The sequence below is a fragment of the Ruegeria sp. CDSA241 genome, from assembly GCF_059611265.1.
Genome location: NZ_JBXWPF010000008.1, coordinates 72838 through 88407, shown reverse-complemented (window position 1 = coordinate 88407; position 15570 = coordinate 72838). Strand labels below are relative to the sequence as shown.

The 15570-nt window shown below is 57.2% G+C and carries 13 protein-coding genes and 1 riboswitch; of the genes, 4 read left to right on the top strand and 9 right to left on the bottom strand.

Annotated features, from left to right (window positions below; genetic code table 11):
- Window positions 1-4 precede the first annotated feature (4 nt).
- From glyS to AC2FJV_RS09240, 3 genes are read right to left on the bottom strand one after another with little or no spacing between them, the layout of a single operon-like run.
- The gene (gene glyS, locus AC2FJV_RS09250; RefSeq protein ID WP_496713487.1) at window positions 5-2269 is read right to left on the bottom strand and encodes a glycine--tRNA ligase subunit beta; all 2265 of its coding nucleotides are present in this window, start codon (window positions 2267-2269) and stop codon (window positions 5-7) included.
- 9 nt (window positions 2270-2278) lie between these two features.
- Window positions 2279-3481: a sodium/glutamate symporter gene (gltS, locus tag AC2FJV_RS09245; RefSeq protein WP_496713485.1), complete on the bottom strand. Its 1203-nt coding sequence runs from the start codon at window positions 3479-3481 to the stop codon at window positions 2279-2281.
- On the bottom strand, window positions 3478-4005 hold the full coding sequence (locus AC2FJV_RS09240; RefSeq protein WP_271946400.1) for a DUF6446 family protein: 528 nt from the start codon (window positions 4003-4005) through the stop codon (window positions 3478-3480). Before AC2FJV_RS09240 ends, gltS begins: the two co-directional genes overlap by 4 nt.
- Before the next feature lie 92 nt (window positions 4006-4097).
- Here AC2FJV_RS09240 and AC2FJV_RS09235 point away from each other — a divergent pair, with 92 nt between their 5' ends.
- The gene (locus AC2FJV_RS09235) at window positions 4098-4730 is read left to right on the top strand and encodes a MarC family protein (RefSeq protein ID WP_142634527.1); all 633 of its coding nucleotides are present in this window, start codon (window positions 4098-4100) and stop codon (window positions 4728-4730) included.
- An 8-nt stretch (window positions 4731-4738) separates the two neighbouring features.
- Here AC2FJV_RS09235 and AC2FJV_RS09230 read toward each other — a convergent pair whose 3' ends face one another.
- Window positions 4739-5668: a glycine--tRNA ligase subunit alpha gene (locus AC2FJV_RS09230; RefSeq protein ID WP_271946397.1), complete on the bottom strand. Its 930-nt coding sequence runs from the start codon at window positions 5666-5668 to the stop codon at window positions 4739-4741.
- A 204-nt stretch (window positions 5669-5872) separates the two neighbouring features.
- On the opposite strand from AC2FJV_RS09230, the gene AC2FJV_RS09225 reads away from it, so the two are divergent.
- Window positions 5873-7609, top strand: a complete 1737-nt coding sequence (locus tag AC2FJV_RS09225) for a serine protease (RefSeq protein WP_496713483.1) — start codon at window positions 5873-5875, stop codon at window positions 7607-7609.
- A gap of 45 nt (window positions 7610-7654) precedes the next feature.
- On the opposite strand, the gene AC2FJV_RS09220 is transcribed toward AC2FJV_RS09225, so the two are convergent.
- From AC2FJV_RS09220 to metZ, 5 genes are all read right to left on the bottom strand, one after another.
- Window positions 7655-9238, bottom strand: a complete 1584-nt coding sequence (locus AC2FJV_RS09220) for a thiamine pyrophosphate-binding protein (protein WP_282027467.1) — start codon at window positions 9236-9238, stop codon at window positions 7655-7657.
- Complete coding sequence (locus AC2FJV_RS09215) at window positions 9238-10686, bottom strand: TrkH family potassium uptake protein (RefSeq protein WP_142634535.1); 1449 nt, start codon at window positions 10684-10686, stop codon at window positions 9238-9240. Before AC2FJV_RS09215 ends, AC2FJV_RS09220 begins: the two co-directional genes overlap by 1 nt.
- A gap of 50 nt (window positions 10687-10736) precedes the next feature.
- Window positions 10737-11498, bottom strand: coding sequence for a hypothetical protein (locus tag AC2FJV_RS09210; RefSeq protein ID WP_496713480.1), 762 nt, complete (start codon window positions 11496-11498; stop codon window positions 10737-10739).
- Between the two features lie 275 nt (window positions 11499-11773).
- Window positions 11774-12877: a GTP cyclohydrolase FolE2 gene (gene folE2, locus AC2FJV_RS09205; protein ID WP_142634540.1), complete on the bottom strand. Its 1104-nt coding sequence runs from the start codon at window positions 12875-12877 to the stop codon at window positions 11774-11776.
- 171 nt (window positions 12878-13048) lie between these two features.
- Window positions 13049-14239, bottom strand: coding sequence for an O-succinylhomoserine sulfhydrylase (gene metZ, locus AC2FJV_RS09200; RefSeq protein ID WP_281994799.1), 1191 nt, complete (start codon window positions 14237-14239; stop codon window positions 13049-13051).
- Between the two features lie 62 nt (window positions 14240-14301).
- Window positions 14302-14379, bottom strand: a riboswitch (SAM riboswitch).
- A 132-nt stretch (window positions 14380-14511) separates the two neighbouring features.
- Between metZ and AC2FJV_RS09195 the strand changes: the two genes are divergently transcribed.
- Window positions 14512-15201 (top strand): glutathione S-transferase N-terminal domain-containing protein, encoded by a 690-nt coding sequence (locus AC2FJV_RS09195; RefSeq protein WP_271946383.1) that lies wholly within the window; start codon window positions 14512-14514, stop codon window positions 15199-15201.
- 60 nt (window positions 15202-15261) lie between these two features.
- Window positions 15262-15570: a hypothetical protein gene (locus AC2FJV_RS09190; protein WP_496713478.1), complete on the top strand. Its 309-nt coding sequence runs from the start codon at window positions 15262-15264 to the stop codon at window positions 15568-15570.

Below are 15570 nucleotides of genomic sequence, written 5' to 3'. Positions count from 1 at the left end.
AGCGTTAACCTTCGATCCGGGCCAGATCGGCCACGCTGGAACAGACCTTCCTGATCTGGCTGAGCAGGTTCAGACGGTTGCGGCGTAGGATGTCATTGTCGGTATTGACCTGCACATCCTCAAAGAACGCATCCACCGGCCTGCGCAGCGCGGACATAGCCGTCATCGCGGCCGGGAAATCTTCGGACGCCAGCGCTGTGTCGATCTGTGCCTTAGCCTGATCCAATGCCGCAAACAGTGCTTTCTCGCTGTCTGTTTCGGCGAATTTCACATCCGCGCCATAGGAGTACTCGACCCCATCCTTTTCCTCGGCCTGAGACAGGATATTGTTGGCTCGCTTGAACCCCTGCACGAGGTTTTCGCCATCCTCGGTCGCAATCACCGCGTTCAGCGCGCGGGCACGTTTGACCAACAGGTTGAGGTCGTCATTGCCCTCCATCGCGATACAGGCGTCGATGATATCGTGCCTGATACCCTCATCGCGTAGGAAGGTCTTGAGGCGGTCGTGGAAGAAAGAGAGGAGGTTTGTTTCAAGGTTGGCACCTAACAATACGCTCAAATCCAGCGGTCCATAACGGCGCTCGTATTCTGCAACTTCGGCTTCGATCTGCTCGACACTCCGATTTCCAAGTCCTTCGTCTCGAAGGGATTCCACCTCACTTACTGACATGCCAAGATAGTTGGCCACTTGCTCAAGCCGGTGACGCTCGGTACCGGACGACTTAACTACCCTATCCGCGACAAAGCCCACATTTCCTGTTTTCAACATTGGGATTAGGGGCAACCTCAACCCATTCTCCAAAACCAACCGAATAACCCCCAACGCCGCTCGACGCAGGGCAAACGGGTCCTTCGAACCGGTCGGCTTTTCATCAATCGCCCAGAACCCGGTCAGCGTGTCCAGCTTATCCGCCAGCGCCACGGTCACTGACAAAGGCGCGGTTGGCACGTCGTCTGACGGGCCCAGCGGCGAGTAGTGCTCTTGCGCCACGGCGGCCACGGCGGCGTCTTCGCCTGCAGCCTCAATATAGTACCGCCCCATAAGCCCCTGAAGTTCGGGGAATTCATAGACCATTTCCGAGCTCAGATCGGCCTTGGCCAGACGCGCGGCTTTCTCGGCCTGATCCGCATCTGCTCCGACCACTGGGGCCAGTTCGCGGGCTAGTGCCGCGATTCGGTCGATCCGTTCCGCCTGTGTACCCAGCTTGTTGTGGAAGGTCACGTTCTCCAGCGCGCGGGTCCATTGGGTCATATCCGACTTGGCAACGCGCAGGTCATTCTCCCAAAAGAACTTGGCATCCGCCAGACGGGCCGACAGCACCTTCTGGTTCCCCGCCAGAATGGTCGCGCCATTGTCGGCGGTCTCGCGGTTGGCGACGGTGATAAAGCGTTCAATCCGGCCCGTTTTGGGGTTCTTCACGGAAAAGAATTTCTGGTGTTCCTTCATCGAGGTTTGCAGCACCTCAGGCGGCAGCTCCAGAAACTCTTCGTCAATCTGCCCCATCAGCACCACGGGCCATTCGACCAGCCCGGCCACCTCGGCCAGCAGACCCTTGTCGTCGACCACTTCCAGACCCGCGGCAAACGCCATGTTCTGCGCGTCGTTCCAGATGTGTTCGGCGCGTTCCTCAGGTGACAGCACAACAAAAGCGCGTTTCAGCTTGGCGGCGTAATCCTCGAACGATGTTACAGAAAACTGGTTCGGGGCCATAAAGCGGTGACCCTCGGTTGTGTCGCCGGATTTGATCCCTTCGACCTCAAGAGGCACGACCTGCGCTCCGGTCTCATCATTGAGGATGCACAGGATCGAATGCAGCGGACGCACCCAGCGCATCGACCCACTGCCCCAGCGCATCGACTTGGGCCAGGGGAAATTGCGTATGGTCGCCTCAAGCACTTCGGCCACGATATCAGTCGCCGGTCGCCCGGGCTTTTCGATCATCGCGAAATACACCGTGCCTTTGGGCGTTTCGCGCTCTTCAAGCTGATCACGGGTTACACCGGCGCCGCGCAGGAAGCCTTCGATGGCCTGATCCGGTGCGCCCACTTTCGGACCCTTGCGTTCTTCGCGGATGGACGGGCTTTCGGCCAGCAAGCCTTCGACCACCAAAGTCAGACGACGGGGCGTGGTCAGTGAGGCGGCCCCGGCATAGGTCAGACCGGCCTCGACCAAACCATCGGTGATCCGCTTTTTCAGGTCTTCACCGGCACGGGTTTGCATGCGTGCAGGGATTTCCTCGGAAAACAGTTCGATCAGCAGGTCGGGCATAGTCAGTCCTTAGAAATTGACGATCGTCTGGATGACGATGGCATTGGCGATATCCACAAAGAATGCGGATACAAGGGGCAGTACGATAAAGGCAATAGGGGACGGGCCATATCGCTTGGTTACGGCGGTCATATTGGCGATGGCGGTGGGGGTCGCGCCCAGCGCAAACCCACCGAAGCCTGCGGCCAGAACCGCGGCGCGATATCCCGACCCCATCACCGGAAACAACACGTAGATAACGAAGATGACCGTAAAGGCGGTTTGTGCCGCCAGTACGACCAAAATGGTCACACCAAGTTCCGCAATCGTCCACAACTGCAGGCTCATCAGCGACATGGCCAGAAAGGTACCCAACGCAAGCTCTGAAACCAGCCCAAGCGCGGATGTGCGGCTGACGGGATCTGCATTTGGCCGCAACCAACTGCGCAGGTTGCCGATCAAAATGGCAATGATCAGACAAGGTACAAACAGGGGAAGTTTCAGGCCGGCCTCTGCGATCAGAACATTCACACCGTAGCCAACGATAATGGCAAGATGGAGGTACAGCATGACCCGCATCAGACCAAGCGGCGTAATATCGGGATAACGCTGTTCTTCGGTTGCCACACCAACTGTCAGTTCTTCGTTGGGGCGGTCGGGGGTCAGATTATAGCGTTCGACAAGATACTTGGCCACGGGACCACCAACCACCGCGGCCAACACCAGGCCCAATGTCGCCACTGCGACCCCCAACTCGGTCGCGCCTTCCAACCCAGTTACGGCGCCAACGTCCGGCGCCCACGCGATGGCGGTTCCATGCCCTCCGATCAGGGCAGCTGATCCGAATAACACTCCGGACTGGGCAGGAAAGCCAAATGCAACTGCCCCGACGGCACCAATGCCGTTTTGCATGATGATGGTGATCAGTGTCAGAACCAACAGCAAGAACAGAGGTTTGCCGCCGGTAAGCAGATCCAGGAACCGGGCATTCAGGCCGATTGCCGCAAAAAACAGCACCAGCATGTAATCCCGCGTGGCCATCTCAAAATCGAATGAGATGCCTGTGGCCATGTATAATCCCAACATCACCAGCGCTGCGACCAACCCGCCGCTGACCGGTTCGGGTATGTTGAAGCGCTGAAGCAGTTTCACCTGCGTGTTCAACTCCGCCCCCAAAAGATAGACAGCCAGACCCAACGTGGCGGCGATCATATCCGGGATGAGATAAGTCATTGCCCCGTTTCCGGTTGCTGCGGGCATTCCTCTCCGACGACCGTGCCGTCATAGGCCTTTTCCCCGCAGTTGTTCAGCGCGTGCCAAACATAGCCTTTTCCATCCTGGGTTACAGCGACGATCCGGTCCACGCCAAAGTGTATATTCTTAGCCCCGATAAAGGCCTGCGCCTGACCGGTCTGCAACGCGTTGGCAATCATTATGGCATCGTAGCACTCAAACCATCCGGGCGCCGTCAACGGTTCGGGGTCATTGGCGGTCTGATAACCAGCCAGATCTGCTGGCGTCAGGTCAGTTTCAAAGCAGGCGCGGTATCGAATCGGAGAGCTGTCCGCATCAATCGCCTGAAAGTCCGTATAGGCGATGGTCTCGGGCTCATCTGCGCCGATTGCTAGCAAACGGACATCCTGTCCCGGCTTTGAGACCACTTCATAATAAAAGCCGTAAACTTGCAGATAGTACATGGCCCCACCAGCCAGAACAGCCGACCCAAGAAGGAGAATAGCAAGTAGTTTTCCGGTCATCGTTCGAGCATCCTATTCACGTGGCCTCTTTCATTGAGGTCGAAAATGGGCCAGTTTCCAACCTGATACAGGCTGACTTTAGGGTAATGAAAATGGACACGACTCTCGCCGCAGGTTTTTTCGGCGCGCTTTTTGCGATCATGAACCCGATCACCAACTTGCCCGTTTTTCTGAGCGTGACTGATGGTCTGACCCCCGCAGATCAACGCAAGGTTGCGGTGAAAACCGTCACCTACTGTCTGATCCTGGGCGGTGCTTTTGCAGCCATTGGCAGCAAGACATTGGGACTGTTCGGCATCAGCGTCAATGATCTGCGCGTTGCGGGCGGTCTTGTTGTCCTGATGATCGGCCTGAACATGCTGAGCGGCACCGAGAGCACGGCGCATCACGGAACCGAAGGCGAAAAGAAATCTTATCCCGAGGCCGACACCGTCGCCTTTTATCCGTTGGCCTTTCCCATCCTCGTTGGGCCTGGCACAATCACGACGTTGATCCTCTATGCACATCAAATGTCCAAACCTATGGACGTCATACTCTATGCGGGCGTTTTTCTGGCAGTGCTGTTTTTGCTGTTCGTCACATTCTGGAACGCCGCGGCGCTGTCCAAGCGGCTTTCGGACAACGCTCGGGTGATCATGAGCCGCTTTATGGGTATGATCCTGTCTGCCATCGCAATCAGCATGATCGCGGACGGACTTAAAGTTCTGCTTCCCGGTTTGGCGTAACTGCCGCATCAGACCTCGTACCCGGCGGCTTCGGTCTGGACGAAGGCGTCGGCGCATTGCTTGGCCAAGGCGCGCACGCGTCCGATATAGGCCTGCCGTTCCGTCACCGAGATCACGCCACGCGCATCCAGCAGGTTAAAGATGTGCGACGCCTTGATGCACTGATCATAGGCCGGATGCGCCATGATGATGCGTTTGCCGGTCTTGGGATCGTCATGATCCCGCGCCAGAATGGTGGCACATTCAGCCTCGGCCTCTTTGAAATGGTCGAGCAGCACGTCGGTATTGGCCACGTCAAAGTTCCAGCGGGCATATTCTTCTTCGGTCTGTTTGAATATGTCACCATAGGTCAGCGGGCTGGGTGACTGCGGATCGTTGAAGGGCATGTCCATCACGTGATCAACACCCAGCACATACATCGCCAGCCGCTCCAACCCATAGGTCAATTCACCTGAAACCGGCGCGCAGTCATGGCCTCCGACCTGTTGAAAATAGGTGAACTGGCTGACTTCCATGCCGTCGCACCAGACCTCCCAGCCCAGGCCCCAGGCGCCCAGGGTTGGGCTTTCCCAGTCATCCTCGACAAACCGGATGTCATGCAGGTCCATGTCGATGCCGATTGCCTCAAGGCTGCCCAGATACAACGCCTGCAGGTCCGGCGGGCTAGGCTTGATCAACACCTGATACTGATAATAGTGCTGCAAGCGATTGGGGTTCTCGCCATAGCGCCCATCTGTTGGGCGGCGCGAGGGCTGTACATAAGCTGCGGCCCAGGACTTGGACCCCAACGCGCGCAAAGTAGTCGCGGGATGGAATGTCCCTGCCCCCACTTCCATGTCATAGGGCTGCAGAATGGCGCAGCCTTTTGACGCCCAATAGGTCTGAAGGCGCAGGATGATCTCCTGAAAAGAGCGAGGTGCGTTGGACTTAACGGTCATCACATTCCCTTTGGACGCCATTGCGCCCTGTTCCGGTGGGTTTTGCCCTTCCTATGCAAGGGGCCAAGGGGCGTCAACGGGACAGTGTGCCCGGGAAGCCACTGAGCGGCCGAACTGGAAATTCCCCGTATTCCAGGCATGGTGTTTCAACCCGCATATCGCGTACTCTTCATCGCAGAAAAACACCGCGGACACAGGCACACAATGAGACGCATATTAACGGTAATTTCAGTTCTTTTCCTTTTCGGCGTGCGGGCATCATTTGCTCAGCAAGACGGAGGTGTTTGGGTCCAGGTCGAGGCGCAGCCTTCGCTGCGTGAAGCCCAGGAACGCGCACAAGCCTATTCTGGCGCGTTGCCAGACGTGAATGGATTTCGCCTGAATTCGGGCTGGTATGCCATTGTGATCGGCCCGTATCTGCGCGGCGATGCCGAGCAAGTTCTGCGGGTGTACCGCGCAGAGGGGCAAATTCCAGCCGACAGCTTTATCGCCTTCTCGAACACACTGGGGCAGCAGTTCTGGCCGGTCAGTGCGAATACTCAGGACCAGGCCGCTGTGACAGCGCCGGTCGCACCTGAACCGGAACAGCCAGTGGCCGAGGCAACCCCGCAAATTGCCGATGAAACCAGATCACAGGCGCTGCAAAGCGAACGATTGCTGAGCGCGCAGGAGCGTATGGGCCTTCAAACCGCACTTCAAGCAGCCGGTTTCTACAACTCGACGATTGACGGTGCCTTTGGACAGGGAACGCGTCGCTCGATGGGCGACTGGCAAAGTTTCAACGGATACGAGGCGACCGGGGTTTTGACGACGGCACAGCGCAACGCCTTGATGGATGACTATAACGCGCCATTAATCAGCGCCGGAATGCAGCGCTACACAGACCCACAGGCAGGTATCGAGATGGCCATGCCGCTGGGTGTTGTTGCATTCGACCGTTACGAGGCCCCCTTCGTGCATTTCAACGGCTCGACCGACCTGAATGCTCAGGCCCTGCTGATCAGTCAGGATGGCACCAAAGCAACCCTGCGGGCCCTTTTTGAAGTCATGCAGTCGCTGGAAATCGTTCCGCTTGAAGGCCCTCGCCAGCTGCGCGGTGACAGCTTTACGCTGGAAGGTCGCGGCAATGACATTGTATCCTATACCGAGGCCAAGCTGAAAGATGGTCAGATCAAAGGTTTTACTCTGGTCTGGCCCGAAGGGGACGAGGCGCGCCGTACCCGCGTTCTTGCCGCCATGAAAGCGGGCTTTAGCACCACTGATGCGGTTCTTGACGCCGCCGCCGGATCGGACGCTGCGCAAAGCATTGATCTTGTATCCGGCCTGCAGGTTCGCAAACCGCGCCTGTCACGCTCGGGGTTCTTTGCGGATGCCAAAGGCACCGTCCTCACCGTGACCGAGGCGGCAGATAGCTGCTCGCGGATCACGCTGGACGGCGCGCACGAGCTTGAGGTCGCCTCGACCGATCCCAATATCGGCATCGCCGTTCTGCGGCCAAGCCGCGACCTTTCCCCGATCAGCGTGGCCGAGTTCAGCAGCACCAAGCCGCGGATTCAGTCCGAGGTTGCGGTCTCCGGATTCTCGTATCAGGGCGTTTTGGGCGGTCCGACGCTGTCATATGGGCAGATCGCCGACCTGCGCGGCCTGAACGGTGAGGATGGCGTGAAGCGTCTGGCGCTGGCCACCCAACCCGGCGATGCAGGAGGCCCCGTGTTTGACGGCAACGGTCAGGTGGTCGGGATGCTTTTGCCGACCCCGACGAATGGGCGGACCCTGCCCGCCTCGGTCAGCCTGTCTGCCAATACAGAGAGCCTGAACAAGGCGCTGAGCAAGGCTGGGCTGGCAGGTCAATCCAGCGCCACCGCCGCCACGCAGGTCTCACCCAATGAGCTTAGCCGCCGGGCAAATGGGATGACTGTTCTGGTACAATGCTGGGATTGAGTTCGTAAAATCGCGCATTAACGCCGCCCATCCGGGCGGCGTTTTTTATTCTGCGCGCCATATGTCCGGAGTGATCCGGATCAATGTCGGCCCCTTAGCGGAAAACGCTTTTCGCACCGCAGACTGCATGTCTTCCAGTGTTGAGGGCGCAGCAGACAAGGCGCCGAATGCCTCGGCCAGTTTGCAAAAGTCAGGGTTTCGCGCAACGACAGCATTCGGCGCGATCTGACTGCCCACCATGCTGTCTTCGATCTCTTTCAGCTTGCCATTGTCCCAAAGAATGATCGGCAGGGGCAAACCCAGCTCTACCGCCACGCCCAATTCCATCATCGTGTAGTGAAAGCCATAATCCCCAGCAATCACAGCAGTCGGCCTGCCCGGCCGCGCGATAGCGCCACCTATTCCAGCCGGCAACGCATAGCCCAGCGTGCCAAAGCCGTTCGGGTGGTGCCAATGATAGGGGAAAGGCATTTCCCACACCCCCTTGGCAACATAGGCGAACTGGGTCATGTCCGAATACACCATCACATCCGCTGGCATTGCCTTACGCAAGGCATCCAACACCGGGACAATACCGGGCCGTTCCGCATCAATCTCGGCGCGCCATTTACTGCGGGCTTCGGAGACCTCATCCGAGGACCAGCCATTTGCCGGTTTGACATGGTCAATAGACGCCCACATCGCGTGGGCAAAGCTTCCGCCATCCGCCTGCAACTTGACAGAGGCCCGATGATGGTCCGACAGGACCTGAGGGTCCAGATCAATGCGGATCATATTGGCCGTATGCCCCAGCGCATCGCGCCACAGATCGACCTCACCCAGCTCGGCTCCGACGACCACCACAAGATCGGCGGAGGCGATGATCCGGGCGCTTTCGGGACGAGACAAGGCAGCGCCAAAATCCAACGCATAATCCAACCCCACCATTCCACGCCCCGCATAGGTGGTGAAACAGGCCGCTCCGATCTGTGTCAGAATCTGCCGCCACAAGTTTGATCTTGCACCACCTCCCAGAACGAACAGCGGCCTGCGCGCAATGTTCAGCATCGACAAGACCGGCGCGACGTCCGGCGGCAGAGCCTTTGTCCGCAAACCCGGCTGGTTCGGGAATGGGGCTGGGTCAGCCTGTGCCTTAAGTTGCGAAATCGGCACCTGTATGTGCTTGGGTCTGGGGCGGCTCAACGCGAACTCTTCGAAAGCACGTTCAACCAGGCCATAGGCGGCCGAAGCTGTATTAGCCTGCAACGACCAATCCGCGACCGTTTCTCCGGCGGCACGTTGATCCTTCATCTGATGAAGCTGTCCCTGCAGCGCCTGATCATCATCAAGGCAGGAGGACAGCACTAGCATTGGCACCGAATCCGAATACCCCTGCCCCATGGGTGTCATGATGTTGCACAGCCCAGGCCCTGTGATCACATAGGCCACGCCAGGATTGCCGCTTGCGCGCGCATATCCGTCCGCCATGAAACCGGCCCCCTGCTCGTGACGCGCAAGAACATGGGTGATGCCGGCTTCTTCGATCCCGCGATACATCTCTTGATTATGGACGCCGGGGATACCAAAAATCACATCAACACCCCGATCCCGGAGCATGTGCGAGATTTGAGCGCCAAGTGGTCTTTTCATCAACTTCTCCAGAAATGGACTGTGAACAGCGCATAGACCGCGAGCAGTTCAAGCCGACCGACCAGCATCCCCGCAGATAGTAACCATTTGGCTGTATCGCTGAGCCCGCTGAAATTACCCGCTGGTCCGATCTGATCCCCAAGGCCCGGACCAACATTGGCCAACGCTGTTGCTGCACCCGAGACAGAGGTAATGAAATCCAGCCCGGTCAGCGCCAGCGCCCATGCCAGAAAACCCAAAGACAATACGAAGAACATGAAAAAGCTCATGACCGAAGTCAGGACATCCGTTCCGATGGGACGCCCGTCATAGAGAGGCATGAACACCCCATGCGGTGAACGGATACGCCGGATTTGAGTTTTGATGGATGCAAACAGCAGTTGATAGCGGAAAATCTTGATCGAACAGGCAGTTGATCCCGCACACCCTCCGATCAGGCCAATCAGGAAGAACACCATGATCGGAAAACTGCCCCAACCCATATAATCGACGCTGGCATATCCGGTACCTGAAATGATCGATGTGATGTTGAACAGCGATTCCCGCACCGCCTGTTCCCAGTGATGCGGAAAGACAGAGGTCAAAAACACCGCCATGACGGCTACAAGAATCAGGATCGTGGCCAAAAACGCCCGAATCTGACTGTCGCGGAACAGGGAGCCGGTGCTGCCATTGGCAAACTGAACATAACGCACAAATGGCAGGGCAGCGAGGATCATGAAAATCGACGCCGCATATTCCGCCGGACCCGAGAAGGTACCGAACGATGCATCATAGTTTGAAAACCCACCGGTCGAGATTGTGGTCATAGAATGAACCACGGCGTCAAAAAAGCTCATGCCAAGACCGGTGTAAACAAGCGCGCAGACCACGGTCAGGAACACGTAGATCAGGGAAATCTGGCCTGCGATTTCTTGCGCCCGCGGCAGGATCTTACCCATAGTTTCGAAACCTTCCGAACGGAAGATCTGCATTCCTCCGACCCGAAGCTCGGGCAGAAAAACCATTGCAACAACGATGATCCCGATACCGCCCAGCCATTGCAGCACACCGCGCCACAAAAGCAACCCCTGCGGCAGCCCGTCGAGCCCGGAAATCACGGTCGAGCCCGTGGTCGTAAGGCCAGACATGGCCTCGAAATAGGCATCGACAAAGCGCAACTCGGTTTCCCCGAACAGGAAAGGAATTGCCCCAAATAAAGGCAAAGCCACCCAAACGCCGGTCGTGAGCAGAAAGGTCTGACGGATCGTCAACCCTTCGCCAACGCCATTTGAGCAGCTCATAGAAAGGACAGCGCCGGTCAGAATGGTGATAACGCTGCTTTCAAGGAAAACATGCCATTCGCCGCGGCCCTCGATAAGGTCCGCAAGCATGGGCAACATCATGGTCGCCCCAAGAATGGCGACCAACAGGCCAATCACATATCCTACCGGGCGCATGTCCGTCATGAGGCGCAGCGTTGGCGCGCCTGCACGACTGTGTCAAGCGGATGTCCCGATTACTTTTCGGTTTTGCTGCTCGAGACGGGCATCACGGGCGGTTTCGAAGGCGCGCGTGACCGGCGTGCAGCTGCCGCCTGTCCCGACTGAGCCTTCGGCGCGGCCGGATTTGTAGGTGCAGGTTTGGCGGTTGCAACCCGATCTGCCTTCACCTTGGACGCTACGGGTTTAACAGCTGCGGTTTTTGCAACAGCAGCGTCGATCGCTGCGGCGGGAGCAGCAGTTTTTGCCACTGCAGGTCTGACTGCAGCAGGTTTAGCGGCTTCTACTTTGGGCGTTTCAGATTTGGCAGTTACGGTTTTGGTAACTGCAGGCTCTGCCGTAGCGGCTTTGGGGGCAGCGGGCCTAGCTGCGACCTTTGGGGCTGCGCCTTTTGCCACTGGAGGTTTTGCCGCGGACTTGGTCTGTGCCTTTTTCGCACCCCCCGACGCTCTGGCTTTTGTCACAGGTTTCGCCAGGGCGGGCTTGGGCGATTCGGCCTTTGCCTTGACTTCTGCCTTTTTCTGGACGGCCACTTTGACCTTTGCCGCAGGTTGCGGATCAGCATTGACCACAGGCATCGCCTGAGATTTGAACTCAAGTGCCTTCACGTCAGCAACAGTCTTTTCGGAGGCGACACGCAGGGCCTGAACCTGGGCGAAGGGCAGTTCAATCGCAGAGTTGGTCAGAATTTGCATGATTTTCAAATGGTTGGTCATTGCCTCACCGGCAAATCGAATTGCTGCTGCCTGAAATTCAAATGGCTGGGTAAACGGGTTCATGAGGTTGTTCTCCTGTGAAAGTGATGCAACCCGCGAATGAGTAAAGAACCCTGCCCGCCCTGACAAAACGGGCGGATTACGTTGCCTTGCAGTCCTTGGCGTCGCACGTGCCGGCTTCCTGATTGAGTGAAATGATCACCAGAACAGTGACCACGAGATGGCTGCATTCAAGGATAGTTTACAGCAAGAACTTCGCGCTTGCAGCATTTATCGCTGCAATGCGGCGAAATTTCACCACGCCGGCACTTAATCAAGGCTTTACAAAGGTTTAACACCTATCCGACATGAAACAATGTCGTAAACAGCCTCGGATCCAGGCTGGAGGACACAAAGGTCGGGCCCTCAGTCAGAACAGAAACGGCATCATGGCTGTGCAGGCTTTCTTGATGGCTGGCGATCACTCGGAAATCGCCGATATGATGGTCTGCCAAAAGTTCGGCACAAAACAGGCGTGCCGCGTCTTCGACAAAAATCGGGTTTGCGGCGTTCAGCTCGGCAAAGGCCTGCTCATCTTCACGTTTGACCATGACCTGCGTCTCGGTCGGCACCGCCCTGCGACACAGCGCAATCAGATCTTCGAACCAGAGGCAATCGGCATCGCAATCGACCGCAACCGATATCCGCGCAACCGAGCGCTGCGAATGCGGCGTCGCCAGTTGCCCTCGTGTAGACCGCGCATGCTCGCTGAGCTCCAGAGAACATGGGCACGTCGAGGAATACACATAATCCAGATGCATGATCTTTTGACGCACGCCATTCTGTTCGACCAGTTCCAGGGCGATATCGTAATATTGATAGCCTTCCAGACCCGAACGCAGGCTTTGAGTCCTGTCCGGGTAAGAGAACCGCATCTGGATACGTGCGTCAAAGCTGTCCAGATCGGTCATATAGTCGTTCAGCGCAGCCTCGATCACCTCAAAGCTGAACGTGCGCTCAGCATGTTTGTAGAACGAACGCATGATACGGGACATGTTGATGCCCTTCTTTTCCGCATCAAGGCTGACAGTGCCAGTCACTGAGGTCTCCAGCGTCAGGTCGTCGCCCTGCTTGCGGTGAAACCGGATCGGCAGGCGGAAATTCGATATGCCAACATGTTGAATCTGTTGCTTCGCCCCACGGATCAGGCTGGAAGGTCCATTCTGAAGGTCAGGCAACGAGGCGCGGTAGGCCTCATCCACAGCAAACCCCTCGGGGTAATGCCGCGACAGGGATGGGTAGTTGACCGGCAGGAGCCCCGGCACAAGCCGCGCGACAGCAGGATCAAGCTGACCGATTTCAGCCTCAGTCGCGTTCTCGGCCCATTTCCGCAGGGTTTTCAACGCTGCCGCGGCCTCATCATTGTTGGGGGCGTCATCAATGTCACGGGGATACACGTTCATCGATCAGGGCTCCTCGGGTTGGTCGCCGGACTATATATATGTTCGACGCGATTTCCAGTCTAATGGTATACGCGCCGAAACACAGCCCGGATCGAAACTTCGTGATGGGCGCATCATGCGCACAAGTCACAAACCGTTTTCGAACCATGGCTAACAGTTCAGCTGACGCCCCTATTGCTGAGAAACGTCCAATGCGCGCTTGATATCGGCAAGAAGATCATCGGCGTCTTCCAGACCGACCGAGAACCGGATGAGGCCCGGAGCAATGCCCAGCTCAACTTTTTGGTCGTCACTCAATCTTTGATGTGTGGTGGTTGCCGGGTGGGTGGCAATCGACTTGGCATCGCCCAGATTGTTCGAAATCACCGGAATCGTCAGGGCGTTAAGGAAGGAAAATGCCGCCTCTTTTCCGCCCTTGATATCCAACGACAGCACTGTCCCGCCTTTGCCGCCAAGCTGCGTTTGTATCAGATCATTCTGCGCATGAGACTTCAGACCGGGGTAAAGCGTCCGCTCCAACGCCGGATGGCCCTCTAGCGCCTCGGCAATCTTCTGGGCGGTTTCGGCCTGTGCGTTGACCCGCAACGCCATGGTCTCAAGCCCTTTCAACATGATCCACGCGTTGAAGGGGCTAAGCGCGCCTCCGGTGTGTTTCATATAGGGCTCGACCGTACCACGGATGAACTCTTTGGTGCCGATGATGACACCACCCAGGGCGCGGCCCTGCCCGTCAATATGCTTGGTCGCCGAGTAGACAACCACGTCAGCCCCCTGAGCGATCGCGCGCGAGAAAACTGGGGTCGAGAACACATTGTCCACGATGACCGTTGCACCAACCGCATGGGCCAGAAGGGAAACGGCTGAGATGTCGATGACCTCAAGCGTCGGGTTGGACATGGATTCGAAGAAAACCGCTTTGGTATCCGGGCGGATCGCAGCCTCCCATGCGTCAAGATCGGTACCGTCCACAAAGGTCACTTCAACCCCGAACCGGGTCAGCACGTTTTCCAGAATATACAGGCACGACCCGAACAGAGCCTTGGCAGAAACAACGTGGTCACCGGCTTGCAACATCGAAGTCAGTGCCGCATTCACCGCAGCCATTCCAGAGGCGGTGGCAAAAGCGTCTTCGCCCCCTTCCAGAGCCGCGATACGCTGTTCGAACATCGAAACTGTCGGGTTGCCATACCGAGCGTAAATGAACTCATCAGGGCCGGTTTCGATGAACCGCGCCTCGGCCTGCTCGGCCGTATCATAGACAAATCCCTGGGTCAGAAAGATCGCCTCGCTCACTTCGTTGTATTGGCTGCGGCGGGTGCCGCCATGGACGGCTTGTGTGCGCTTGTTCCAGCTCTCGCTCATGTCATTCCTTTCAGCCCCTTGAGGGACGTAAACAAAAAACCCCAGACGCGGCCAAGCGAAAGGGGTCTTTCATCCTGACCTTTTAGCGGTGTTGTTTAACGTGGCCCGCAATCCGGTAACAAATCGCCACTTGATGAGGATGCATTTACGCCCCGTCCCAGATCACGTCAAGACCGGCTGCACCAAGGTCACGCTTTCGTAACACACCTGCGCGCCCTCTTGCCGAACGCGCTGAAACACCTCCATGATCGCGTCCAGTTTGAGGAGATGACATGATCGATCTATATTTCTGGCCCACGCCCAACGGCTGGAAAGTGTCCATCGCTTTGGAAGAGATGGAGCTGCCCTATAAAACCCACCTGATCAACATCGGCCAAGGCGACCAGTTCGACCCCGAGTTCCTTAAGATCGCCCCCAACAACCGGATGCCCGCGATCGTCGATCCGAACGGACCCGGAGGGACGCCGGTATCTGTATTCGAAAGCGGCGCGATCCTGATGTATCTCGCCCGAAAAACCGGACGCTTCTATGGTGAAACTGAACGTGACCGGATCGCTGTCGAAGAATGGCTGATGTGGCAGATGGGCGGCATCGGCCCGATGGCGGGACAAGCACACCATTTCCTGAAATACGCACCTCAGCTGGACCCGCCGCAAGACCTGCCCTACCCCAAGGATCGCTACCGTGCCGAAGTCGGACGTCTTTACGGCGTTCTGGATCGCAGGCTGGCCGAGAACGAATATGTGGCCGGCAATTTCTATTCCATCGCCGACATGTCGATCTGGGGCTGGGCGAGCTTGTGGGAAGGGCAACAACAGGTGTTGGAAAACAAGCCTCACTTTACCCGCTGGTTGGAAACCGTAAGCTCTCGCCGCGGTGTGCAAGCGGGCCGCGCCTTGCATGCCGAGTTGCGCGGAGATCACCGTGACAGGCAATCGCAGGGCGTTTTGTTTAAACGATAAGCGAGGGTATTGTTTACACGGTATGTCGCATTTTCTGGATGCCAGAATCAGGAGTGAATTTTGACCGTCCTAGTACAACCGGCCTCCAAATCTGTTCCACCCGAGGCTCTCGCCGATCTTCTATGGAGCACAGATCCAAAACTAAACGGTTACATATTTGGAAAAATGGATGTCTTGCTTAAGATCATCGGAACAGAATGGCCCGCGCAACTAGGTTTGTATTCGTTCAAACATGCCTTCACGGCCATGCACCGTGGCAAAGTCGCCGGCCTCCTTATTGGGCATACAGAAGAAGAATATGCTGCGAATTTCGATTTTTCCGTCGATCATCAAGCTAATGCTCTTGGCGAAGATGAAGCCGTCATCTAA